The following is a 23,236-nucleotide window of genomic DNA, read 5'->3' on the forward strand; positions in this document are numbered from 1 at the left end:
GGCTGACCGATATCACTGAATTCCAAATCCCGGCTGGCAAGGTGTATCTCTCACCCATCATCGACTGTTTCGATGGTTTGGTTATCAGCTGGTCACTCGGAACGAGACCAGATGCGGAATTGGTCAATATGATGCTTGATGCCGCCATAGAAACTGTGACCGACGCAGATAAGCGGCCAATAGTGCATTCTGATCGCGGTGCACATTATCGCTGGCCGGGTTGGCTATCGAGGATCAGTGATGCGAAGCTGGTGCGCTCAATGTCCCGCAAGGCTTGTTCCCCAGATAACGCTGCATGCGAAGGCTTCTTCGGAAGACTGAAAACAGAGCTCTTCTACCCCCGTGATTGGAAGACCACCACACTTGAGCAGTTTATCAAGGAAGTCGATGACTACATTCGATGGTACAACGAGAAGCGGATCAAGATATCACTTGGCGCTCGAAGCCCAATCGAATATCGAAACAGTCTTGGCATTGTGACGTAAAACCAGTCCAAGTTTTTATCCGCACCCCCACCGGGTCACTTCTCAGCGGCAATCAACAGTCTCTGGTCTGGCCGAAGAAATATCGCTCCTACAAAGGACAGGCCGCTCGTGTGACGCCAGTTCTCGGCAAAACGCATGAACCAGAAATGGGCGACCGATGTCACCGAGTTCAATATTGCTGGCGAAAAGCTCTTCCTGTCGCCGGTCATGGACCTTCACAATGGCGAAATCATTGCCTTTGAAACGGCCAGACGACCGATCTTCAAACTGGTCAAGAACATGCTCGAAAAGGCTATAAGTCGCCTGGATGACAGCGATAGACCGATTTGCACTCCGATCGGGGCTCGCAGTATCAGATGCTCAAAAGCCGCAATATCACCCCGTTCATGTCTCGCAAAGAAAACTGCCTCGATAATGCGGCTATAGAAAGCTTCTTCGCAACGCTCAAATCCGAGTTCTTTTATCTCGGACACTTCGACAGTATCGAAAGCTTTCGCAAAGGTGTTGAGGACTATATAAACTATTACAATAATGATCGCATCAGGATGAAACTTAAAGGGCTGAGCCCCGTACAATACAGGACCCAATTCTCAAATCATCCCACTCAATCAAACGTCCAACTTGAAAGGGGCAGTTCACAATTGAGCGGGGTTTTTAATTTTGAGCAATCAAACGTAGCGGTTGACGACGTTTTCCAGATATTCCTGACGGCCTGATCGGGGCTGCGGGTTGATGTTTTCCTCTTCGACCTTCGCAGCGATCTGCTCCAGTGAAAGACCTGTTGCAAGGTTTTGGCCGAAATTTCCGGACCACCCAGCATAGCGCTCATCGAGCGGCTTGGAGAGCGCACCGTCTTCCAGCATGCGAGCGGCAGCTTTAAGGCCGCGAGCGCAACAGTCCATCCCGCCAATATGCCCTATCAGAAGATCCTGCGGGTCAAGAGACTGGCGGCGAAGCTTCGCGTCGAAATTGGTGCCGCCGTTCCTGAAGCCGCCGTCAAGCAGCACCTGATAATAGGCAAGCGCCATTTCGGGCACATTGTTCGGAAACTGATCGGTATCCCAGCCCGACTGATAGTCGTTGCGGTTCATGTCTATGGAGCCAAGAATACCGAGTGTGCGGGCCAGCGCCAGCTCATGCTCGAACGAATGTCCGGCCAGAATGGCGTGACCCTGCTCGATATTGACCTTCACCTCGTTCTCAAGGCCGTAGCGCTTCAGGAAGCCATAAACCGTCGCAACATCATAGTCATACTGATGCTTGGTCGGTTCCTGTGGCTTCGGCTCGATCAGGATTGTACCTTCGAAACCAATCTTGTGCTTATATTCAACCACGAGATTGAGGAAGCGGCCCATATTGTCCAGTTCGCGCGAAAGGTCAGTATTGAGCAGGGTCGAGTACCCTTCACGACCGCCCCATAACACATAGTTCTGACCGCCTAATCGTTTCGTTGCGTCGAGACAGGTTTTGACGGTAGCGGCTGCGAAAGCAAACACTTCCGGGTCGGGATTGGTCGCAGCACCGGACATATAGCGGCGGTGATAGAAGAGGTTGGCTGTACCCCAAAGAAGTTTGATGCCGGTTTCGGCTTGTTTCTTCTCAAAAATATCGACGATTTCGTTCAGATATTTCTTGTTTTCGGTAAAGCTATCGCCTTCGGGACGAACATCCGCATCGTGAAAGCAATAAAACGGCGCACCGAGAAGCGAGAAAAATTCGAAGGCTACATCGGCCTTGAGCTTCGCAGCCTCTAGGCCATTCTTGTGCCAGGGACGGTCGAATGTGCGACCGCCAAAAGGATCGCCGCCCTCCCAGGCGAAGCTGTGCCAATAGGCGATTGCAAAGCGCAGGTGGTCTTCCAGTCGCTTGCCGAGGACGATTTCGTCGGGGTTGTAATGGCGAAATGCCAGCGGATTGTCGCTGTCGGGTCCTTCGTAACGTACTTTCTGGATATCTCCAAAAAATCCGGTGCTCATCATGCTCCTCCAATGTTGATGCTGGTTCGCTATCGTCTGCTCATTCAGCGAGTGGGCTTAGCTCCGCAGCTCCCTTATGGCTACGAGTGTCATTCCAGAGAATGCAGGGGCGCGGCAGCTGATCGTTTTCATCGAGAAGAGTTGCACCATACATCTGGCCTGGTAGTCCGATCCCACTGATGGCTGAAAACTCTTTCGGATGGGCCGCACGCAAGTCATCAATCGCTGCTTCACATGCCTGGATCCAATGCGCAGGATCCTGTTCGCTCCTGCTGGGGTGAGGGCGCAGGACATCCAGATTACCATGTGCGGAACCGATCACATGCTGCCTGTCATCGATTAGAAGCGCTTTTACGCCGGATGTTCCAAGTTCAAGCCCGAGATACATGGTCGCTCCTGTGGCATTGAGGCTTTACCTGCACTTCAGTCGAGTTGTGGCAGGTTGTCTTTGAGAAAGATTTCGATGCGGATATGTTCCTGCCCTGGTACGATGGCGAGACGATCAGCCGATGCTTTCAGAACTCGGATCGCGCTGCGAATCTCATGCCCCGCATCCTGTGCCAGAACCGCATGAATTAGCCCTTCCTTAAGGGCTTGCGACGTCACCGCATCGCGTTCATGGGCAACGACAAGAGGACGGTTTATGCTGGAGTGAGCCGCAAGAGCTTTAACAAGACCGCTGTTACCGGCACCCAGGCTGTAGAGGCCGACGACATCGCTGCGCTTTGCGAGAAGCTCGCTCACCAGTTTTTCGACGCGCGCTCCTTCGTCGAATCCTTCGAGGATGGGCAATATTTCATGCTGCGGGAAATCGGTTTTCATTGCAGCAGCGAAGCCGTCAAACCGCTCCTGATGATCATGGACTTTCAATGAGCCGGCGATTACTGCAATGGCACCATTGGTCCCGCTGGCAAAAAGGCCGAGAAGGCGTGCTGCCGTGCGACCGGCAGCGCCATTGTCAATACCGACATAATGCGCACGTGTTGAGTTACCAAGGTCGGAAACAAGCGTTACCGCGTGTATACCTTGCCCGGAAAGGCGTACACAGGCTTCTCGCACCGGATCTGTGTCAACGGCAACGAAAGCTACGCCGTCTGGTTTGCGGTTAACACAGGCGTTCAGCGCTTCAACGAGCGCCCCTTCATCAAAGGCTGGAACGAGCACCACATTGATCAAAACGCGCTCTGAGAGGCTACGTTCAGCCGCGGATTCAAGTTCTGCTCGCAGGCTTTGCATGAAGGTGTTTTCATTATCCGGAAAAATAAAATCGAACTGGTAAAGCTTGCCGCGCGCAAGATTGGCCGCACCCACATCGCGTACATAGCCGAGGCTGTTCATTGCCTCCGTTACACGCTCGCGTGTCTTGGCTCTTACACCGGGGCGGTCGTTCAGCACACGGTCAACTGTGGCTAGGCTGACGCCCGCAGTTCTGGCTATATCATGTACGGTAGGTTTCATCCCTGCTCCTCGTCGAGGAACATAGGATCAAAAATGAGGTACGTAAATCAAAAAATACTTGCTGTTCATTTTAGTTCACGTATCAATTGCAACCGGGCAACCGTGTTCAGGATCATAGCCTGATGGGTTGTTTGTCTCGGATCATGGCGTTGATAATGACGAGCAGTTGTCTTGCAGCTAGGACGTGGCGATCAGAGGCGTGGAATAGCCCCCTAATTGCCCGGACGGCATTGCCAAGTTGTTTGACCTTTGCATATGGGTTATCAACTCGCGATGAAATTACCGAGCAGCTTTCCACGGTTGAAGGGTTTTCGTTTTCCGCGTGAGATTGTTGCCTACGCGGTCTGGACCTATTATCGATTTGCGTTGAGCACGGCCGATGTGGAGGATCTTCTTGCTGAGCGTGGCGTAATCGTCAGCCGGGAGACGGTTCGCCTTTAGATCAATCGCTTTGGCCGCCACTTTGCCGATTGTATCCGCAAGGGTCGGCCACAGCCAAAAGACAAGTGGCACCTTGATGAAGTCGTCATCACGATTGCCGGGAGAAAGCTCTGGCTCTGGCGGGCAATTGACGCAGATGGCGATGTTCTTGATATTCTGGTTCAAGCACGCCGCAATACCACGGCCACTAAGAGTTTCTTCTCAAGGCTGGTCAAGCAATTCGGTCAACCACGCGTCGTCGTGACCGACAAGCTGCGCAGTTATATTAAGCCGATACAAGACCTTGCGCCAAATGCCAATCATAGGGTCCATAAAGGCCTGAACTACAGAATTGAAAACTCACATCGTCCGAGCCGAAAACGGGAGAAAATCATGGGGCGGTTTAAATCACCGCGTCAGGCGCAACGGTTTTTGTCGGACCACGATCAAATCAATACGATCATCGGCCCTCGCCGCTACAATCTCAACGCTATCTCCTACCGCTATGCACGTATCGATGCATTTCCATTATGGCGTGACTACACTGATGAAATGATGCCTGAGAAACACACGCCCAAGCTGCTCGAAGCCTTAATCAAATAACTTGGCAATGCCCGCGGAAGGCCTTGGAAATAGCAAAAAAGTCCGTCATTGGGCGATAAACCGGTCTGTGGGGACATATTTTCGATCCCAGCCCCAAGTAAAGGGCTTACGATTCTGCTTTACGTACCTCAAGACGACGGCTAAGGTTCACATGTGTGGATCTGGGAGGAATTCGCGTGCAGCCAAAGTGTTCAGGAAATATGCGGCAGGAAGCGTGTTGCGTGTGTAGCGCCTTTATTGGTGACTACGCATGAGTTCCACCGTTAAAGGCGACCGTTCTGCGCTGCTTGAAGCGATTTCTCTATCGAAATCGTTCGGGCCGGTTCAGGTTTTGAATAATATCAATCTGAACATTTATGGTGGCGAAGTTCATGCGATCATTGGTGAAAACGGCGCCGGCAAGTCAACTTTGATGAAGCTGCTTGCAGGCAATGAACGCCCCACGAGCGGTGAAATTCGTATGGATGGAAAGCCGATTGCATTTTCCGGCCCGGTTGAAGCCGAAGCGCACGGCATTGTTCTTGTGCATCAGGAAATATTACTGGCACCTGATTTGACCGTTGCACAGAACATCTATCTTGGTCGCGAATTATCCAACGGTTTTGTGGTCGATGACAGGTCAATGCGCGAGGGCGCGCGCAAGGCCATTCGCGATCTTGGGGCTGAGATCGATCCGGATGCCATCGTTGGAAACCTGTCGATTGCGCAGCGCCAGCTCGTGCAGATTGCACGTGTTTTGCTGGTTCCGCACCGTGTTGTAATTTTTGATGAGCCGACCGCGTCGCTGACGCCGGTTGAAACCGAAGCGCTTTTGAAGGTCATCTGCGATATTCGGGCTAAGGGTATTGCCGTCCTATATATTTCGCACCGCTTGCCTGAGGTGAAGGAGATTTCTGATCACGTGACGGTATTGCGCGATGGAGCTTTGGTTGCTGCCCACATGACATCGGAGCTGGAGCCAAATGATATGGCCCGGCTGATGGTTGGGCGCGATGTCGCCAAGCTTTATCCTGATCGTGCGGCGCAGCAAAGTCGAGAGCTCGTGCTGGAAGTCGAGGACTTCGTTGTTCCCGGCTATGTGAAGACAGCCAGTTTTCAACTCGCCAGAGGCGAGATTCTCGGCTTTGCAGGCCTTGTCGGTGCGGGTCGCACAGAGCTTATGGAAGGTATTGTTGGCTTGCGTTCCGGCAAGGGCAATGTCCGCCACAACGGCAAGCCCGTGAGTTTCCGAAATGCGCATGAAAGCCTTTCCGCCGGTATCGCCTATTTGAGTGAAGATCGTAAGGGCAAGGGTCTTCTGCTTGCCAAGGATATTGGTATCAATCTCACGCTGGCTTCCATCAGCAAGTTTGTCAGTGGGTTACAGATCGATCGGCGCAAGGAGCGGGCAGCGCTCGACGACGCTATTGCCGAATTCGATATTCGTACTGGTCGCAAGGACATTTTGGCGGGACAGCTTTCGGGCGGAAACCAGCAAAAACTCCTCTTGGCCAAAATGATGATGCTCAATCCGTCTATCGTTATCATTGACGAGCCAACGCGCGGCATCGATGTTGGCACCAAGGAACAGATTTACCAGTTTATCGCCAATCTGGCGGATGAGGGGAGATCGATTATCGTCGTCTCCTCTGAAATGCCGGAGCTGATCGGTGTTTGTGACCGTATTGTCGTTATGCGTGAGGGCAGGATCGCCGGTGAGGTAACAGGTGAACGCATGACCGAACATGACATCGTTGTCTTGGCAACGGGCGTCGGCACCGAAGAAGCAGCGTGAGTAGAGTAAAAGAGGGGAGTAAATGACAGACGTAGTAACTAACAAAAGCAGATCTATAAAGACCTCCAGGGACTGGGACCTGAGGGCTATTGCGCCGTTCATCGCGCTGCTTTTGCTGCTTGTTCTGGGTGCGGTCGCCAATCCGAACTTCATCAGCGTAGATAACTTGCTCAATGTTGTGACCCGAAGTGCGTTCATCGCTATTGTTGCGCTTGGTGCGACCTATGTGATTTCGTCAGGCGGACTGGATCTTTCTGTCGGGGCCATGGCTGCTTTCGTTGGCAGCGTCATGATCCTGTTCATGAACAGTGGCGTCATAGCCGATCCTGTCCTGATGTTGATTGCTGCCGTTATTCTGGCGGTTTTGGTGGGGGCGGCGTGCGGTCTGGCAAACGGATTGATCACCACGCTCGGCGGCATAGAGCCATTCATTGCCACGCTTGGCACGATGGGAATTTATCGCGGCTTGACGACATGGCTGTCGCAGGGCGGCGCGATTACCTTGCGGAACTCCGAGATCCAGACACTGTACCGGCCAGCCTATTTCGGCTCGATCATGGGCATTCCTGTACCGGTCGTTGTTATTTTTGTAACGGGGGCGATTGCCGCGTTCGTTCTTTACCGGACCCGTTACGGACGTCATGTCATCGCGGTCGGCTCGAGCGAAGATGTTGCGCGCTATTCGGGAATTTCTGTGAAACGTGTTCGCACGATTGCCTATATCGTGCAGGGGCTTTGCGTTGCCGTTGCCGTGCTTCTCTATGTACCGCGCCTTGGATCCACGTCGGCCACAACCGGCATGTTATGGGAGTTGCAGGCGATTACCGCAGTAGTGGTTGGTGGCACGGCATTGCGCGGCGGTGTTGGGCGTGTCTGGGGCACGATTTGCGGTGCGTTCATTCTTGAGATTGTCGGCAATATTATGCTGCTTTCCAATTTCATCAGCGAGTATCTGATCAGTGCCATTCAGGGTGCGATCATTATTATCGCCATGTTGGTGCAGCGCTCGCTTTCGCGGCGATGACTTGAGTGTTTTGGCGGGATTGTAGGGGCGGTCCGGCCACAAAATGATGAAGCCCCCTGAACACTATGGGAGGAAATCATGCGAGGAAAACTTTTAGGCGTTGCTTTTACCGCGCTGGCCGCAGGCGCGCTCGCCTTCACGGGCATTGCCAGCGCACAGGACAAGAAGATCACAATCGGCGTGTCCATTCCAGCCGCTGATCATGGCTGGACCGCGGGCGTTGTCTATCACGCCGAACGCGTAGCCAAGCTTTTGATGGCTGAACACCCGGGTCTCAATATGATCGTCAAGACATCACCGGATGCGGCCAGTCAGGCAAATGCTTTGCAGGATTTGGCCGTTCAGGGGCTGGACGGATTGGTGGTTCTGCCGTCTGATCCGGATCCGCTTGTCAATGCTATCAAGGAAATCAAGGACAAGGGCACTTTCGTAGCGCTCGTTGACCGCGCGCCAAGCAATAACGACAATTCTATCCGTGATCTGTACGTGGCGGGCAACAATCCGGCCCTTGGACAGGTCGCAGGTGAGTACATCAAAAAGACCACGCCTGACGCACAGGTTGTCGTCATTCGCGGTCTGCCGATTCCAATTGATCAGCAGCGTCAGGATGGCTTTGACAAGGGCATCGAGGGTTCCAATGTCAAGGTTCTTGATCGTCAGTACGGCAACTGGAACCGCGACGATGCTTTCCGTGTCACGCAGGACTTCCTGACAAAATATCCAAAGATAGACGTGATCTGGTGTCAGGATGACGACATGGCAGTGGGTGTGCTTGAAGCTATCAAACAGGCCAAGCGCGAGGACATCCAGTATATCATAGCAGGTGCGGGTTCTAAGGACATGATCAAGAAGGTCATGGACGGTGACAAGCTTGTGCCGGTGGATGTGCTCTATCCGCCAGCAATGGTAGCCACGGCAATGCAGCTCACTGCCGGTCACTTCTATGACCAGATTCCGGTAAGCGGCGAGTATATTCTTGATGCCACGCTGGTCACCAAGGATAATGCCGAGCAGTTCTACTTCCCGGATTCACCTTTCTAACAGACACATACGCGTCCGCTCCGGCGGACGCGTCGCTTACCGTTTAGGGCGGTTTTGTACCCTTGCGCTAGATGCAGGGTTGAATTTTCAGTTGGAGGACTTTTGATGAAAACGATCAAGGGCCCCGGGATATTTCTCGGACAGTTTGCAGGCGATGAAGCACCGTTCAACTCGTGGGACAACATTACCAAATGGGCTGCTGAAAAAGGCTATGCCGGTGTGCAGGTGCCGACTTGGGCAAGCCAATTGATCGATCTGAAGAAGGCTTCGGAATCAAAAGATTATTGCGATGAGTTTGTAGGCGTAGCGAAGCAGAATGGCGTAGAAGTAACAGAGCTTTCGACCCATCTGCAAGGGCAGCTGGTCGCAGTCCATCCCGCCTATGACGAAGCATTCGACGGCTTCGCAGTACCGGAGGTGCGCGGCAATCCGAAAGCGCGTCAGGCATGGGCCGTCGAACAGGTCAGGATGGCGATCACTGCTTCTCGCAATCTGGGCATTAGCGCACATGCGACGTTCTCAGGCGCATTGGCGTGGCCCTATATCTATCCTTGGCCGCAGCGCCCGGCCGGCCTTGTCGAAATGGCGTTCGACGAGCTTGCGCGCCGCTGGCAGCCGCTGCTCGATCATGCCGAAGAAAACGGCGTCGACATTTGCTATGAAATCCATCCGGGTGAAGATATGCATGATGGCGTGACATTCGAGATGTTCCTTGAGCGCGTCCGCAACCATCCGCGCGCCAACATGCTCTACGATCCTTCGCATTACGTGCTTCAGTGTCTGGATTATCTCGACAATATCGATATCTACAAGGAGCGCATCAAGATGTTCCACGTCAAAGATGCGGAGTTTAATCCGACAGGCCGACAGGGCGTTTATGGTGGATATCAGAGCTGGGTCAATCGCGCTGGCCGGTTCCGTTCACCGGGAGATGGACATGTTGATTTCGGCGCAATCTTCGCGAAAATGGCAGCCAATGATTTTGACGGCTGGGCTGTGGTGGAATGGGAATGTGCACTCAAACATCCCGAAGATGGCGCGCGTGAGGGTGCCGAATTTGTGAAGGCGCATATCATCCGCGTGACCGAGAAAGCGTTTGACGATTTTGCTGCTGGCGGCACGGATGACGCTGCCAACCGCCGTATGCTGGGACTTTGAGGGAAAACAATGACAATCGAGGCTAAAAGCAAAGAAACCGCGAGTCCGCATATTCGCCTTGGTATGGTTGGCGGCGGTGCAGGTGCCTTTATCGGTGGCGTTCATAGAATGGCATCGCGGCTTGATAACCGGTTCGAACTGGTGGCGGGGGCGCTGTCGTCTTCTGCTGAAAAAGCGCAGACTTCGGGGCGTGAACTCGGCCTCGCTGCGGATCGCATCTATTCCAATTACAAGGAAATGGCGATCCGTGAAGCGCGATTAAAAAACGGTATTGAGGCAGTCGCAATCGTAACACCCAATCATGTGCACTACGATGCTGCGAAAGAGTTTCTGAAGCACGGCATCCACGTGATTTGCGACAAACCGCTGACATCAACACTAGCAGACGCTAGGAAACTGAAGAAAATAGCCGATGAGAGCGACGCCCTTTTTGTGCTCACGCACAATTACACCGGATATCCCATGGTCCGGCAGGCACGTGAAATGATCGCTAATGGCGAGCTGGGGGATCTGCGCGTCGTTCAGGTCGAATATGCGCAGGACTGGCTGACCGAAGCAGTGGAAGAGACCGGCGCCAAAGGCGCTGTCTGGCGCACCGATCCGGCGCAATCCGGGCTTGGCGGGGCTACGGGTGACATTGGTACGCATGCATTCAATCTGGCATCGTTTGTAACCGGCCTGACGCTTGACAGCCTTGCGGCTGATCTGGACAGTTTTGTTCCGGGCCGTCGGCTGGATGACAATGCTCATGTGATGTTGCGCTTTGCCGGTGGGGCAAAAGGCATGCTTTGGTGTAGTCAGGTTGCACCGGGTAATGAGAATGCGCTGCGTCTTCGCGTTTACGGTACGAAGGGTGGGCTTGAATGGGCGCAGGAGGATCCAAACCGGCTATGGTTCACGCCATTTGGCGAGCAGAAGCGCCTTATCACGCGTGGCGGAGCAGGTGTCGGGACGGCGGCAACACGTGTGACACGTATACCCGGCGGCCACCCGGAAGGCTATCTGGAAGCTTTCGCGACCATCTACACGGAAGCCGCCAATGCCATTCAGGCGCGACGCGACAATACAATGCCGGACTCTGCTGTGATCTATCCAACAATCGATGATGGCGTCAAAGGTGTGGCATTCATCGACGCCTGTGTCCGATCATCCGGAAAAAATGGCAGTTGGGTGAGCCTTTGACATAAAAGAAAATCGAAAGACGCCGCCGTAAAAGGTGGCGTTTTTGATAGAGCGTACTAATTCTCCTTCACGGCCAGAAGCCGAAGTTGCACGTCAAGGAGTCGCTTTCCTTCTCCGATCAGGGAGAAGTTGCGCGCCCCGAGCGACCAGCGGATCGCCATCCCCTGCACCAACGACGTCAACAGAACGGCGGCATCCTCCACAGCGACTTCGCGGCGCAAGAAGCCAGCGTCCTGACCGCGAGCCAGTTCGGCGATGATCAGCCCCTGAAACTTCATCAGCAGGCCGCGAAAGGCTGCGCGCAGATCCTCATTGCCGACATTCAGCTCGCGCGAGAACAGCAGCGTAGGCAGCGTCGGCGTCGCCACGATCTGTCTCAACTGCGCGCCCATCAGCGCCTTGATCCGATCGACGGGATCATCGGTCGCAGCCAGAGCCCATTCCCATTTCATGGCCAGTTCTCCGGCCACATGATCCGCTACGGCAAGCCACAGCGTGTCCTTGGTCGGGAAATGCCGGAACAGGGCCGCCTGGCTTACGCCAACGGCGGCTGCGGTGGCGCCCGTCGTCACCCGATCCGGCCCGATCCGATCGGCCAGGTCGAGGACGGCGGCAACGATTTCGGCCTTGCGCAATTCTGCGGATTTTCGCATAAGATACCTAGTAAGTGAGCAGTCACATACTTACGTGGAGCAATGATCATGGTCAAGCTTCTCTGATGGAGCAAAGCGAATGCGAGGTGTTGCTGGCAATGGGGGGCAGGCTTGCAGGAGATGAGTTGTTCATGACTGCGCACAACCAGAACTGGGACGATCTGCGCTTCTTTCTCGCTGTGGCCCGGGCGGGAACCCTGTCTGGAGCAGCACGCAGCCTTGGCGTAACGCACTCGACCGTGTTTCGCCGTCTTGGCGCCTTCGAGGAACGTCTGGGCGTCCGGCTCTTCGAGCGGCTGCCGGACGGCTATGCGCTGACGGGCGCCGGAGAGGCCATGCAGGAGACCGCCATCCGGATCGACGAGGAGATTATCGCCCTGTCGCGTCAGGTGACCGGACAGGACCAGCGCCTGAGCGGGCTTATCCGTATCACAGCCATCGACATGCTGGCGACGGGGTTGTTGCCGCCACATCTGGCGGCCTTCCATGCAGCGCAACCGGGGATCGAATTGGAAGTGATCGTTTCGGACATTCCCCTCGACCTGACCCGACGCGAGGCCGATGTCGCTCTGCGCATCGGCAACACGCCGCAGGAAACTCTGGTCGGTCGCCGGGTTGGGCGGCTGGCATTTGGGGTTTATGCCTCGGCAGAACGCGCCGCTCAAGGGATCGATGACGATCTTGCCGTTAACGACTGGATCGGCTTCGGCCGCTCGCACGGAGCAATCGGTCAACGGCTGGCTGACTGGCTGCCGGAAATGCAGCCGATCTATCGCACCAACTCGATCTCGGCCGCCCTTGCCGCGGCGAGAGCTGGAAGTGGCCTTGCGCCGCTGCCCTGCGTCGTGGCTGACCGCGCGCCCGACCTTTTCCGCATCGCCCTGTTTCCTGAAGATTTCCGGCTCGATCTGTGGTTGCTGACCCATGAGGATCTGCGCAACACCGCCCGTATCCGCGCCTTCATGGATTTCATGGCTGATGTGCTCGCCACCGACGCCGACCTTCTGGAGGGCCGCCGAGCGCAAGCAGGCTGTCTCGGGAAAGGAATACCATGATCCTTCCTTTCCCTTCATTGCGGCATGCGGTCCTGGAGGTAAGCTCGATGCCGTGATGGAAAAGAAATAACGGAACCTGATCGACCGGGAATGTAGCGCCAGCCGTATGGCGCACCGCTGCCCGGTTTCCCCAGCCACTGCCGCCGACGCGGCACAGCCAGGAACACAAATTGCAAATCGACCTTTCTTCCGACCGCTTCATGACAGCATTGACCGGCGTCACGCTTGCCGGGATGGCGCTTGCGACTGTCGATGCCTTTCTGATCGCCGGTCTTTGGGGACCGGTCGGTCTCGTTCTGGTCTATCTGGCCGGTGGTGTGCCGACCGGGGTCCGGGCCCTGACGTCGCTCTGGCGCGAGCGGATCCTCGACATTGATCTTCTGATGATCGTGGCCGCCCTCGCCGCCGCTGCGGTGGGGGCTGCGCTCGAAGGGGCGGTGCTGCTGACGCTGTTCAGCCTGTCGACCACGTTGGAGCAACGGGCGATGGGCCGGGCGCGTCATGCGGTCGAGGCACTGATGGCATTGCGTCCCGACACCGCGCTGAGGCGCGCTCCTGACGGCGCCGTCACGGAAGTTCCGGTGGGCGATCTCGTGGCCGGCGACCTGGTGGTGCTGCGCCCCGGCGCGCGCGTGCCGGCCGATGGCGAGGTGGCGGAAGGGGAAGGCTCGCTCGACGAAGCGACGATCACCGGCGAATCGATGCCGGTCAGCAAAAGCCCCGGTGCAAAGGTGTTCGAGGCAACGGTGAACCTCAACGCCGTGCTGGTGGTGCGCGTCACTCGCCCGGTAGCGGAAAGCACCGTGGCGCGGATGATCGAACTGGTGACGGAAGCCCAGGCGGCGCGCGCGCCATCCGAACGGTTCAGCGCCTGGTTCGGCCAGCGCTATACCATCGCGGTTCTCGCCGGCGCGGTGCTGGCCCTGCTGATATTCCTCGCGCTTGGCTGGACGATGCAGGATGCGCTCTATCGCGCAGCGACGCTGCTTGTCGCGGCCAGCCCCTGCGCGGTGGTGATATCGGTCCCGGCCGCGATACTCTCGTCGCTGGCGGCGGCCGCACGCGGCGGCGTTCTGTTCAAGGGTGGCGCGGCGCTGGAGACGCTGGCCGAGGTCGATATCTTCGCCTTCGACAAGACCGGTACGCTGACCACGGGCAAGGCCGAGGTGACGCAAATTGTGACGCAGAAACCCGAAGAGCGGTTCCTGTCATTGATCGCCGGTCTCGAGGCGCATTCCGAGCATCCAATTGCCGATGCGATCCGTCGCTACATCGACGAAAAAGGCATAACCGCCGCCGAGGTGCGCGATGTGGAAACCGTGCCCAGTGAGGGGATTACGGGGGAAGACGCCGTGGGTGCGCTCTGGGCTGGCAATCCGCGCATGGCGGCACGCATGGAGGCATCGCTCGACGCACCCGAATATGCGCAACTGACGGACGGCAGTCAGACCGTGGTGTGGCTGGGGCGGGGAGACAGGGTTTATGGCGCGCTCACCGTCGCCGACCGTCCGCGTGAGACCTCGGCCGTCGGCTTGGCCGCGCTCACGGCGGCTGGGGTGGGGACTATCGCCATGATGACCGGCGACCGGCGCCCTGTCGGCTTGCGGATCGCCGCGGAACTCGGACTGGAGGCAAAGGATGTCCATGCCGATCTGCTGCCTGAAGACAAGGTCCGGCTGGTGGGCGAACTGGCGAGGAATGGAAAGGTGGCCTTTGTCGGCGACGGGGTGAACGACGCCGCTGCGCTGGCGCGCGCCGATGTCGGTATTGCCATGGGCGCGGCAGGCAGCGACGTCGCCCTGCAGGCGGCCGATGTTGCACTGTTGTCGGAGGACATGGCCCGTCTCGCCGCCGCCCATCGGCTGGCGCGTCGTACCCGCCGGATCATCCGTCAGAACCTCGCCTTCGCCATCGGCATGATGCTGCTTCTGGTCGCCTCGAGCCTGTTTTTTGCCTTGCCTCTGCCGCTCGCGGTCGTAGGACATGAGGGCGGCACCGTGTTGGTGGTGTTGAACGGACTCAGGCTGCTTGCCGATCCAATCCGGGCGCGCAGTGTGATCTCACTGCGACGCCGACCAGACGCCGGTCCTGTGGAGCCTTCCTACCAATCAGGGGGTTAACCGGATGACGGCAGGAGAAATTCTCAAGGCCGTTTCCCGATGCGGACGCTTCTGAACGTTCGCGATCTGGCAGGCGGCCTTATCGATAGACGATACCGCCATCGGTCAGGATCGACTGTCCGGTGATGTAGTCGGAATCGGCACTCGCGAGGAAGGCGACCAACGCTGCAACGTCCTCCGGTGTCTGCGCGCGGCCCAAAGCGATGCCCTCGACATATTTCTTGTAGGTTTCGCCTTTCGGCGTCCCGGTGATCTCGGAAAAGCGCTCGTCGATCTCCACCCACATGTCGGTGCCGACGATACCGGGGCAATAGGCGTTCACCGTGATGCCTGCGCTCGCATATTCCTTGGCGGAGGCTTGCGTCAGCGCACGCACGGCGAACTTTGTCGCCGAATAGACGCCGAGCATGGCGAAACCGTCATGTCCGGCGATCGAGCAGGCGTTAATGATCTTACCCTTCTGGTCGCGATCCTTGAATTTCTTCGCAGCCGCCTGGATTCCCCAGAGTACGCCGTCGACATTGATGCGGAAGATCAGGTCCATGTCCTCGGGCGTGACGTCGGCGATCGGCTTGACCTGGGCGATACCGGCATTGTTGACGATGACGTCGAACCCGCCGAGTTCCTTTTCCGCATGGTCGATGGCGGCATAGACTTCGTCACGCTTGCTGACGTTGGCGACGATAGTGGTCGCCTTGCGGCCGAGCGCTTCCACCTCCTTGCGAACGGATTCGAGCTTGTCGGCCTTGATGTCGGCCAGCGCGAGGTCGGCGCCTTCCTTTGCAAGCCGCAGCGCGATGCCGCGTCCGATCCCCTGGCCGGCACCGGTTACCAAGATGACTTTATCATTCAGCGACATGATTTTCTCCTACAGAAAGTCGGCCAATCCTGTACAGCCAGCATATTCCCTTTCGGGCAATACAGCCGGAGCAGAATCGATTACACTCGATAATTCCGGTCCATTTAAAGGCCCTGGCCCGGAAATGATGGGACGGCGCCGAAACTGGTAGTGAGGCCATTTCAAGGGACCGCCCGCAAACACAACAGTAATTGTTCAACCCCGCAAGAGTATGACATGATCCTGCATATATGGTCGAATGCCATATCCTCATCGCGCGGATAGGGCCGATGTTACAAAAGGATGCGTAGTTGATGACGGAAGCGGAGCACTACGACGCCGTCGTGATCGGCAGTGGTGAGGGTGGCAAATACCTCGCTTGGCATATGGCCCAAGCCGGCCAGAAGGTAGCTGTCCTCGAGCGGCGCTGGATCGGCGGCTCGTGCCCCAATATCAACTGCCTGCCCAGCAAGAATGAGATCTGGAGCGCGGGAATCGCTCATGCCGTTGCCCACGCCGGAGAGTATGGCGTTGCCGTCGGTCCCGTCTCGATCGACATGAAAACGGTCGTCGCGCGCAAGCGCGCCATGGTCGAGGGGCTGGTTGCGTTTCATCTCGAACGCTACGAGGCGACGGGCGCGGAGCTCATCATGGGCAATGCCCGCCTCATCGGACCAACGACGGTCGAGGTCGCACTGAACGACGGCGGGACGCGGCTGCTCGCCGCGGAAAAGTTGTTCCTCAATCTCGGGACACATGCAAGCGTTCCGCCTGTCCCCGGTCTGCCCGAAGCCAAGCCGCTCACCCACATCGAAGCGCTCGAACTGGACCGGTTGCCGGCACATCTGATCGTGCTCGGCGGCGGCTATGTCGGCCTTGAACTCGCACAGGCCTACCGGCGTTTCGGCAGCCGCGTTACCATTGTGGACCGTGGGCCACGATTGCTGAAGCGCGAGGATGAGGATGTTTCCGAAGAAGTCCGGCGGATTCTGGAGGCGGAGGGCATGGAGGTGCTCTTGCCGGCCGAAGTCGAGAAAATGGAGGGCCGGTCGGGCGAAAGCGTGCGCGCCACCATTCGCACGCCGGACGGTTCGAGACTGATCGAGGGTACCGACATTCTGGTCGCTGCCGGTCGCACGCCCAACACGCGGGGTATCGGACTCGAAGAGGCAGGCATTGCGCTGACGGATCGCGGCTATATCAAGGTGACCGAACGACTGGAGACGACCGCGAAGGGCGTATGGGCCATCGGTGAGTGCGCGGGAAGTCCGCAATTCACCCACGCGTCGCTCGATGATTTCCGACTTATCCGCGACAATCTCGACGGTGGAAACAGAACGACCGCCGGGCGGCTGATGCCCTATTGCATGTTCATCGACCCGCCGCTTGCCCGCATCGGCATGAGCGAAGTGGAAGCGCGGGCCAATGGAATGGATATGCGCGTTGCGAAACTGCCGATGAAGGCGGTGCTGCGGACGCGGACCACATCGCAGACCGCAGGATTCATGAAGGTGCTGATCGATCCACAGGACCGGATCGCAGGCTTTACCATGATTGGCTCGGAGGCTGGGGAAGTGATGGCCGTGGTGCAGGCGGCCATGCTTGGCGGGTTGCCATATAGCGTCCTGCGCGACGCCATTCTTGCGCACCCGACGATGGCCGAGGGGCTGAACGCGCTGCTCGGCAAGATAAGATAAGTTAAGTTTCCCAGGTTCAATGAGGCGGCGGGTTAGAAAATGAACGGACACGAGCATCGGCACCATTCCCACACTCATGACCATTCTGGCCACGCCCATAAGGTGAAGGACCCTGTGTGCGGTATGGAGGTCGATCCGCTGACGGCGGAGCATCACCTGACCCACGAGGGCCACACCCACTATTTCTGCTCCGCTTCCTGCAAGGCGAAATTCGCGGCGGACCCGGCCCGGTATCTGGCAGGAGACGCGGCACCCGCTCCGGACGCACCCGAGGGTACGATCTGGACCTGTCCGATGCATCCCGAGATCCGGCAGGATGGGCCGGGAAGCTGTCCGATCTGCGGCATGGCGCTGGAGCCGCTGGTGGTGACCGCCGACAGCGGCCCCAGCCCGGAACTTGCCGACATGACGAAGCGCTTCTGGATCGGGCTCGTCCTCGCCGCTCCGGTCTTCGTGCTCGAAATGGGCAGCCACCTCGTGCCCGCGTTGCATCATCTGGTGCCGATGCGGATATCGATCTGGATTCAGCTCGTTCTGGCGACGCCAGTGGTTTTGTGGTGCGGATTGCCGTTCTTCGAGCGCGCCTGGGCCTCGCTGGTCAATCGCAGTCTCAACATGTTCACCCTGATCGCCATGGGCACCGGCGTCGCCTGGGCTTACAGCATCGTTGCCGCCATTGCGCCGGGCATTTTCCCCGCAGCCTTCCGCGCAGCGGACGGCACGGTCGCGGTCTATTTCGAGGCGGCAGCGGTCATCACCGTTCTGGTGCTGCTCGGCCAGCTGCTGGAACTGCGCGCCCGCGAACAGACCTCGGGCGCGATCAAGGCGCTTCTTGACCTGGCACCGAAGACCGCGCGGCGCATCCGCGACGACGGGTCGGAGGAAGACGTGCCGGTCGAGCACGTTATCCTTGGCGACAGGCTGCGTGTCCGCCCCGGCGAAACCGTGCCGGTCGATGGCGTCGTGGAGGATGGTCGCTCCTCGCTCGATGAGGCGATGGTGACCGGCGAATCCATGCCCGTCACCCGCACTGTGGGAGATCAGGTCATCGGCGGCACGCTGAACCAGACCGGGGCCCTGGTGATCCGTGCGGAAAAAGTCGGTCGCGATACGATGCTGTCACGCATCGTCCAGATGGTCGCTGACGCGCAGCGTTCGCGCGCCCCGATCCAGCGCATGGCCGATCAGGTATCGGGCTGGTTCGTGCCGCTGGTCATCGTCATCGCGATTCTCGCCTTCATCGTCTGGGGCATCTGGGGGCCGGAGCCGCGCTTCGCCTACGGGCTGGTCGTGGCCGTTTCGGTACTGATCATCGCCTGTCCCTGCGCATTGGGGCTGGCGACGCCGATGTCAATCATGGTCGGTGTCGGCAAGGGCGCAGGCGCGGGCGTGCTGATCAAGAATGCCGAAGCGCTCGAGCACATGGAGAAGGTCGATACGCTTGTCGTCGACAAGACCGGTACGCTCACCGAGGGCAGGCCATCGGTGACAGCAATCGTCCCGGCAAGGGGCTTCAACGAAACGGAAATCCTGCGGCTGGCCGCTGGCGTCGAGAAAGCGTCGGAACACCCGCTTGCTCTGGCGATTGTGGAGACGGCGGAGAAGAAGGGCATCGCTATCCCGCCTGTGGTGGACTTCGACTCCCCTCTCGGCAAGGGCGCGCTCGGCACCGTCGAGGGTAAGGCGATCGCACTCGGCAATGCGGCGTTCCTCAAGGAGCATGGCGTTGACGTTACCTTACTTGCCGAACAGGCGGACGCCTTGCGCCATGATGGCGCGACGGCGATCTATATCGGCATCGAGGGTAAAGCAGGCGGCATCTTCGCCATTGCCGATCCGGTCAAGGCGACGACGCAGGAGGCGCTGAACGCCTTGCATGGCGAAGGCATCCGCATCGTCATGCTGACCGGCGACAATAAAACCACAGCCGAAGCGGTTGCTCGTCAACTGGGCATCGACGAGGTCGAGGCGGACGTCCTGCCGGATGCAAAAAGCGCCGTGGTGAGCCGTCTCAAGGCGGAAGGCCGGGTGGTGGCGATGGCCGGCGACGGGGTGAACGACGCCCCCGCGCTTGCTGCGGCCGATGTCGGCATTGCCATGGGCTCGGGCACCGATGTCGCCATCGAAAGCGCTGGCGTCACCCTGCTCAAGGGCGACCTTATGGGGATCGTCAAGGCGCGGAGGTTATCCGAGGCGACGATGGCGAACATCCGCCAGAACCTGTTCTTCGCCTTCATTTATAATGCCGCCGGCATCCCGGTTGCCGCGGGCGTGCTTTACCCTTCTTTCGGCCTCCTTTTGTCACCGATCATTGCGGCGGCCGCCATGTCGCTGTCGTCGGTCAGCGTCATCGCCAATGCGCTGCGATTGCGCGGATTGAAACTTTGACTGAAACGCTGGCGCGACCACGCTCCGGCGTCGATCGTAAGCGAGGGCATCAGTCGCGCCAGTAATTGTTGGCTGCCGCGACCGTCTGGAAATGGATGGCGATCACTTGCGATGAAGCGATGAGTTGCGCAGTGTCCTGATCGTAGGCCGCGCGCAGCTTGTCGCGAATCTCGGCGGAAGGCTGGGTTACTTTGACGCCGACCCGCGCCATTTTGGTGGCAAGGTCGAACCCCTCCTGCGGGGTCGCTGTCTTGAGTGAGGGAAGCCAGGTGTCAGCCATGATGTTTTCCTTCCAGAGAATATGAATACGCAGCAACCGTAACTTACCCTGGCAGCTGGCGAAAGCATCAACGCGCGATGCGCTTCGCCTCCAGACGTCACGCCTGAAACGCCCTGTCGTGCGGGAAATCGCCTCTGGCGATGTAAGCTTCTTCCGCCTGTGTCGATTCTCGGCCGAGGACCTGATTGCGGTGCGGGTGACGGCCGAAAGCGGCGATAACCTTGCGTACATCGCCGGCCTGTTTCACCAGTGACTGGTATATCGGCTGAAGCGAAGCAGGCGCTTCCGCTGCGATTTCTTCGCGAAGCCTGACGAGCAGATCAATGCGTTCGAGATGATCCGGGCCTTCGCAATGGCCAAGCGGCTGGCTATAGACGATCCTGAACCGGGGCTTGCCCAGCGATGCGTAGTGGCCGTTCGAGAACCCCTCCATCGCCAGCGACAGCGCGGCAGGATCTTGCGCGAATGCGCGTGGCGTACCGCGCCAGAGCGAGCGCGAGAACTGGTCGAGCACGATGATGAGCGCCAACCTGCCTTCGGCCTCGCCGGCCCAGTCGTCGAGATCGCCTGAAGCTGCGCTGCTCGTGAGGTCGGCGAAGCGCGCCATGATCGTGTCGTCCGCGCCGCCGTGCAGCCGCCACGCCCAGTGATCGCGATGCCTTCCAGCCGCTATCACTGACGAGCGGCCTTCTGGAAACCAGAAGTCGAGCACGTCGTTCCATGGGGCGGTCCTGGCATTCATATCGATCCTTTCCGGTAGTTCCGGACGATGAGACAGGATTGACGCTTCAACAACAACAGACCCCGCATCGGAACGGGGTCTGCCAGGAGGCGTCAGCCTCGCGCGGCCTCAGTTGCGGGAAGGGCGGTGGCGGCTTTTGCGGCTCTTCGGCCGGGCGCTGCGGCCTTCGGCACGCGCAGAAGGCGCATGCCGTTGGCGATGACGATCAGCACCGAAAGCTGGTGGACCAGCATGCCGCCGGCCATGTGGACATTGCCGGAGAACACGCCTGCCAGCAATCCCGCTACCGTCACCAGCGCGATGACAAGGTTCTGGCGCATATTGCCCAGCGTCGCGCGCGAGATCGCCATCGCCTCGGGGATCTTGCCGAGATCGTCCTTGAGAAGCGCGATGTCGGCGGTCTCGATGGCGACGTCGCTGCCGGCCGCACCCATGGCGATCGAGGTGTCGGCGGCGGCAAGAGCGGGGGCATCGTTGATGCCGTCGCCGACCATGGCGACATGCGCGCCATCCGCGTTCATCTTGCGGATCAGTTCCAGCTTCTCCTCGGGCATCAACCCGGCATGGACCTCGTCGACGCCGACCTCGCGGGCAATGGCCTCGGCCGCGCCATGCTGGTCGCCGGTCAGCATGACCACGCGGCCTATGCCGATGTCGCGCAGCCGGGCGATGGCTTCCGCCGCGCCTTCCCGGGCCATGTCGGACATGCCCAGCAGCCCGATCAACTGCCCGTCACGTGCCACCAGGATCGGCGTCTGGCCGTTGGACAGCAGACGGTCCAGGGCAGCTTCGCCCTCCTGGCCCAGCGGGATGCCGAGCATATCCATCAGGCGGCGGTTGCGGCCAGATGCAGCAACTCGGCTTCCGTCACTCCGCCCAGCGTGACGATGGAGGCGAGCTGAGGTTTGCCTTCCGTCAGCGTGCCGGTCTTGTCGAGCGCCAGCGTGTCGATCCGGCCCGCACTTTCCAGATGCTGGCCGCCTTTGATGAGGATGCCGCTGCGCGCAGCGCGGCCGATGCCGGCGACGATGGAGACCGGCGTCGAAATCACCAGCGCGCCGGGGCAGCCGACGACCAGCAGCGTCAGCGCCAGGCGGATGTCCTGCGTCACGGCGAAGGTGGCAACCGCGAGCCCGATGATCGACGGTGTATACCATTGCGCAAAGCGCTCGATCATGCGTTGACTCGGGGCCTTTTCCTCCTGCGCTTCCTCAACGCGCTGAATGATGCGGGCAAGCGTGGTGTCGGCGCCGACATTGGTGGCACGAATGCGCAGGAGACCATTTTCGGCAATGGTCCCGGCGTGAACGTGGCTGCCCGGTGCCTTCTCGGCCGGCATTGGCTCACCGGTAATCGCCGCCTCGCTGACGGCGGCGGTGCCTTCAGTGACTTCGCCGTCCACAGAAATGCGCTGGCCAGCCCTCACCAGCACGGTCTCGCCGATCTCGACCATATGTGCGGGCATTTCGACGGGTTCGCCGTCGCGCAAAACGGTCGCCGTGGCGGGCGCGGCATCAAGCAGCGCCTTCAGTGCGCCACGGGTCTGGCCCATGGTGCGCGCCTCCAGCCAGCCGCCGAACATGAACAGGAAGGTGACGGCCGCCGATTCCCAGACCTCGCCGATAATGAGCGCACCGACCGCCGCAACGGTGACCAGCAATTCGATGCTGAAATGCTTTACACGCAGCGAGCGCCAGGCGCGGATGGCGATATCTGAGCCGGCAAGAAAAGCTGCCGCGACCATCAGCGCCGTCCATGCCTCGATCATGCCAAAGCCGTAACGCGCCAGAAGGCCCGCCGTGATCAACCCGCCGCTGCCGACCGTCAGCCAGAAGCGTCGCCGTGCCGGATGCACGAAGGCGCTCCTGATCCTGCTGACAAGATTGCTCATCTCATCACTCCTTTCATCCTCATCCATACCGGAAAAGCGTGTCTGCCGCGCCGGCTCGCGGCGCGGCGAAAAAAAGGCAGAGTGCCGATCAGAAGGCGGCAGGCTGTGCCTCGTAACCGGTTCCGCGCACCGCCTCGACTAAGGCTTCGACGCTTGATTGCGCGAGGTCGTGCTCGACCTCGATCTTGCCGGTGTTGAAGTGCACCTCGGCTTTTGCGACACCCGGAAGGGCGTTGAGCGCCTTTTCGATCTTCGGCACGCAGGACGGGCAGGAAAGCTCATCGCTGCGCAGGATGGTTTTCTGGGTCATGATCGGGCTCCTTTCGACAATAGGAGAGAATGTCTCCTGCCTCATTGATCTAAGGGTTTGATCTCGTATTGCGATTGGTAAAACCGACAAGCCAGGCTTGCAAGGATGCACAGGATGCTGCCTTGGTTCGGTCTGGTTCGT

General features: G+C 58.6%; 19 protein-coding genes and 3 pseudogenes. 12 read left to right on the forward strand and 10 right to left on the reverse strand.

Going from position 1 to position 23,236, the window contains the following annotated elements; translation table 11 throughout:
* Together DKP76_RS17535 and DKP76_RS19695 are read left to right on the forward strand one after the other, a co-directional pair.
* Positions 1 to 485: IS3 family transposase (locus DKP76_RS17535; protein ID WP_109707965.1), on the forward strand; the 485-nt coding region annotated here is incomplete at its 5' end.
* A 56-nt stretch (positions 486 to 541) separates the two neighbouring features.
* A pseudogene (locus DKP76_RS19695) lies at positions 542 to 1,072 on the forward strand (IS3 family transposase); the annotation flags it as partial.
* Between the two features lie 81 nt (positions 1,073 to 1,153).
* Here the strand turns inward: DKP76_RS19695 and xylA are convergent.
* The 3 genes and pseudogenes from xylA to DKP76_RS17555 all read right to left on the reverse strand — a co-directional run bounded on the left by xylA (position 1,154) and on the right by DKP76_RS17555 (position 3,919).
* Positions 1,154 to 2,461: a xylose isomerase gene (gene xylA / locus DKP76_RS17545; RefSeq protein WP_109707967.1), complete on the reverse strand. Its 1,308-nt coding sequence runs from the start codon at positions 2,459 to 2,461 to the stop codon at positions 1,154 to 1,156.
* 58 nt (positions 2,462 to 2,519) lie between these two features.
* Positions 2,520 to 2,849: pseudogene (locus tag DKP76_RS17550) on the reverse strand (FGGY family carbohydrate kinase); the annotation flags it as partial.
* Positions 2,850 to 2,884: 35 nt separating this feature from the next.
* Positions 2,885 to 3,919: a LacI family DNA-binding transcriptional regulator gene (locus DKP76_RS17555; protein WP_109707968.1), complete on the reverse strand. Its 1,035-nt coding sequence runs from the start codon at positions 3,917 to 3,919 to the stop codon at positions 2,885 to 2,887.
* 273 nt (positions 3,920 to 4,192) lie between these two features.
* On the opposite strand from DKP76_RS17555, the pseudogene DKP76_RS17560 reads away from it, so the two are divergent.
* The 6 genes and pseudogenes from DKP76_RS17560 (at position 4,193) to DKP76_RS17585 (ending at position 11,121) form a co-directional block, all read left to right on the forward strand.
* Positions 4,193 to 4,942: pseudogene (locus tag DKP76_RS17560) on the forward strand (IS6 family transposase).
* A 250-nt stretch (positions 4,943 to 5,192) separates the two neighbouring features.
* Entirely contained in the window at positions 5,193 to 6,716 is a 1,524-nt protein-coding gene (locus DKP76_RS17565; RefSeq protein WP_109707969.1) for a sugar ABC transporter ATP-binding protein, read from the forward strand.
* Between the two features lie 22 nt (positions 6,717 to 6,738).
* The gene (locus DKP76_RS17570; RefSeq protein WP_109707970.1) at positions 6,739 to 7,740 is read left to right on the forward strand and encodes an ABC transporter permease; all 1,002 of its coding nucleotides are present in this window, start codon (positions 6,739 to 6,741) and stop codon (positions 7,738 to 7,740) included.
* 78 nt (positions 7,741 to 7,818) lie between these two features.
* Entirely contained in the window at positions 7,819 to 8,781 is a 963-nt protein-coding gene (locus DKP76_RS17575) for a substrate-binding domain-containing protein (protein WP_109707971.1), read from the forward strand.
* A gap of 105 nt (positions 8,782 to 8,886) precedes the next feature.
* The gene (locus tag DKP76_RS17580; RefSeq protein ID WP_109707972.1) at positions 8,887 to 9,939 is read left to right on the forward strand and encodes a sugar phosphate isomerase/epimerase family protein; all 1,053 of its coding nucleotides are present in this window, start codon (positions 8,887 to 8,889) and stop codon (positions 9,937 to 9,939) included.
* 9 nt (positions 9,940 to 9,948) lie between these two features.
* Positions 9,949 to 11,121: a Gfo/Idh/MocA family protein gene (locus DKP76_RS17585; protein ID WP_109707973.1), complete on the forward strand. Its 1,173-nt coding sequence runs from the start codon at positions 9,949 to 9,951 to the stop codon at positions 11,119 to 11,121.
* Positions 11,122 to 11,177: 56 nt separating this feature from the next.
* Here DKP76_RS17585 and DKP76_RS17590 read toward each other — a convergent pair whose 3' ends face one another.
* Positions 11,178 to 11,774 (reverse strand): TetR/AcrR family transcriptional regulator, encoded by a 597-nt coding sequence (locus DKP76_RS17590; RefSeq protein ID WP_245410275.1) that lies wholly within the window; start codon positions 11,772 to 11,774, stop codon positions 11,178 to 11,180.
* A 131-nt stretch (positions 11,775 to 11,905) separates the two neighbouring features.
* On the opposite strand from DKP76_RS17590, the gene DKP76_RS17595 reads away from it, so the two are divergent.
* Together DKP76_RS17595 and DKP76_RS17600 are read left to right on the forward strand one after the other, a co-directional pair.
* The gene (locus tag DKP76_RS17595; protein WP_109707988.1) at positions 11,906 to 12,829 is read left to right on the forward strand and encodes a LysR family transcriptional regulator; all 924 of its coding nucleotides are present in this window, start codon (positions 11,906 to 11,908) and stop codon (positions 12,827 to 12,829) included.
* 170 nt (positions 12,830 to 12,999) lie between these two features.
* Positions 13,000 to 14,949 carry a heavy metal translocating P-type ATPase gene (locus DKP76_RS17600; protein ID WP_109707975.1) on the forward strand — a complete coding sequence of 650 codons (1,950 nt, stop codon included), beginning with the start codon at positions 13,000 to 13,002 and terminating at the stop codon, positions 14,947 to 14,949.
* A 79-nt stretch (positions 14,950 to 15,028) separates the two neighbouring features.
* On the opposite strand, the gene DKP76_RS17605 is transcribed toward DKP76_RS17600, so the two are convergent.
* Complete coding sequence (locus tag DKP76_RS17605) at positions 15,029 to 15,808, reverse strand: acetoin reductase (RefSeq protein WP_109707976.1); 780 nt, start codon at positions 15,806 to 15,808, stop codon at positions 15,029 to 15,031.
* A gap of 293 nt (positions 15,809 to 16,101) precedes the next feature.
* On the opposite strand from DKP76_RS17605, the gene DKP76_RS17610 reads away from it, so the two are divergent.
* Complete coding sequence (locus DKP76_RS17610; RefSeq protein WP_109707977.1) at positions 16,102 to 17,484, forward strand: mercuric reductase; 1,383 nt, start codon at positions 16,102 to 16,104, stop codon at positions 17,482 to 17,484.
* A gap of 39 nt (positions 17,485 to 17,523) precedes the next feature.
* Positions 17,524 to 19,872 (forward strand): heavy metal translocating P-type ATPase, encoded by a 2,349-nt coding sequence (locus tag DKP76_RS17615; protein ID WP_109707978.1) that lies wholly within the window; start codon positions 17,524 to 17,526, stop codon positions 19,870 to 19,872.
* 49 nt (positions 19,873 to 19,921) lie between these two features.
* Here the strand turns inward: DKP76_RS17615 and DKP76_RS17620 are convergent, their stop codons facing one another.
* From DKP76_RS17620 to DKP76_RS17635, 5 genes are all read right to left on the reverse strand, one after another.
* A complete protein-coding gene (locus tag DKP76_RS17620) occupies positions 19,922 to 20,152 on the reverse strand; it encodes a hexameric tyrosine-coordinated heme protein (protein WP_024845346.1) in 231 nt (76 codons plus the stop codon).
* Between the two features lie 97 nt (positions 20,153 to 20,249).
* A complete protein-coding gene (locus DKP76_RS17625) occupies positions 20,250 to 20,894 on the reverse strand; it encodes a DUF924 family protein (RefSeq protein ID WP_109707979.1) in 645 nt (214 codons plus the stop codon).
* A 92-nt stretch (positions 20,895 to 20,986) separates the two neighbouring features.
* Positions 20,987 to 21,721: an HAD-IC family P-type ATPase gene (locus DKP76_RS19700; RefSeq protein ID WP_245410276.1), complete on the reverse strand. Its 735-nt coding sequence runs from the start codon at positions 21,719 to 21,721 to the stop codon at positions 20,987 to 20,989.
* A complete protein-coding gene (locus tag DKP76_RS19705; RefSeq protein WP_245410277.1) occupies positions 21,721 to 22,785 on the reverse strand; it encodes a heavy metal translocating P-type ATPase in 1,065 nt (354 codons plus the stop codon). The genes DKP76_RS19700 and DKP76_RS19705 overlap by 1 nt, the downstream gene beginning before the upstream one ends.
* An 88-nt stretch (positions 22,786 to 22,873) precedes the next feature.
* Positions 22,874 to 23,095, reverse strand: a complete 222-nt coding sequence (locus DKP76_RS17635) for a heavy-metal-associated domain-containing protein (protein WP_109707980.1) — start codon at positions 23,093 to 23,095, stop codon at positions 22,874 to 22,876.
* Between the last annotated feature and the right edge of the window lie 141 nt (positions 23,096 to 23,236).

This window comes from Falsochrobactrum shanghaiense, from assembly GCF_003149535.1.
GTDB classification, from domain to species: domain Bacteria; phylum Pseudomonadota; class Alphaproteobacteria; order Rhizobiales; family Rhizobiaceae; genus Brucella; species Brucella shanghaiense.

Excerpts from the sequence above, each read along its gene's own strand:
- DKP76_RS17555 (WP_109707968.1), bottom strand. The coding sequence starts at position 3,919 with ATGAAACCTACCGTACATGATATAGCCAGAACTGCGGGCGTCAGCCTA.
- DKP76_RS17570 (WP_109707970.1), top strand. The coding sequence starts at position 6,739 with ATGACAGACGTAGTAACTAACAAAAGCAGATCTATAAAGACCTCCAGG.
- DKP76_RS17635 (WP_109707980.1), bottom strand. The coding sequence starts at position 23,095 with ATGACCCAGAAAACCATCCTGCGCAGCGATGAGCTTTCCTGCCCGTCC.
- DKP76_RS19705 (WP_245410277.1), bottom strand. The coding sequence starts at position 22,785 with ATGAGCAATCTTGTCAGCAGGATCAGGAGCGCCTTCGTGCATCCGGCA.
- DKP76_RS17610 (WP_109707977.1), top strand. The coding sequence starts at position 16,102 with ATGACGGAAGCGGAGCACTACGACGCCGTCGTGATCGGCAGTGGTGAG.
- DKP76_RS19700 (WP_245410276.1), bottom strand. The coding sequence starts at position 21,721 with ATGGATATGCTCGGCATCCCGCTGGGCCAGGAGGGCGAAGCTGCCCTG.
- DKP76_RS17580 (WP_109707972.1), top strand. The coding sequence starts at position 8,887 with ATGAAAACGATCAAGGGCCCCGGGATATTTCTCGGACAGTTTGCAGGC.
- DKP76_RS17595 (WP_109707988.1), top strand. The coding sequence starts at position 11,906 with ATGACTGCGCACAACCAGAACTGGGACGATCTGCGCTTCTTTCTCGCT.
- DKP76_RS17575 (WP_109707971.1), top strand. The coding sequence starts at position 7,819 with ATGCGAGGAAAACTTTTAGGCGTTGCTTTTACCGCGCTGGCCGCAGGC.
- DKP76_RS17620 (WP_024845346.1), bottom strand. The coding sequence starts at position 20,152 with ATGGCTGACACCTGGCTTCCCTCACTCAAGACAGCGACCCCGCAGGAG.
- DKP76_RS17615 (WP_109707978.1), top strand. The coding sequence starts at position 17,524 with ATGAACGGACACGAGCATCGGCACCATTCCCACACTCATGACCATTCT.
- DKP76_RS17565 (WP_109707969.1), top strand. The coding sequence starts at position 5,193 with ATGAGTTCCACCGTTAAAGGCGACCGTTCTGCGCTGCTTGAAGCGATT.
- xylA (WP_109707967.1), bottom strand. The coding sequence starts at position 2,461 with ATGAGCACCGGATTTTTTGGAGATATCCAGAAAGTACGTTACGAAGGA.
- DKP76_RS17605 (WP_109707976.1), bottom strand. The coding sequence starts at position 15,808 with ATGTCGCTGAATGATAAAGTCATCTTGGTAACCGGTGCCGGCCAGGGG.
- DKP76_RS17585 (WP_109707973.1), top strand. The coding sequence starts at position 9,949 with ATGACAATCGAGGCTAAAAGCAAAGAAACCGCGAGTCCGCATATTCGC.
- DKP76_RS17590 (WP_245410275.1), bottom strand. The coding sequence starts at position 11,774 with ATGCGAAAATCCGCAGAATTGCGCAAGGCCGAAATCGTTGCCGCCGTC.
- DKP76_RS17625 (WP_109707979.1), bottom strand. The coding sequence starts at position 20,894 with ATGAATGCCAGGACCGCCCCATGGAACGACGTGCTCGACTTCTGGTTT.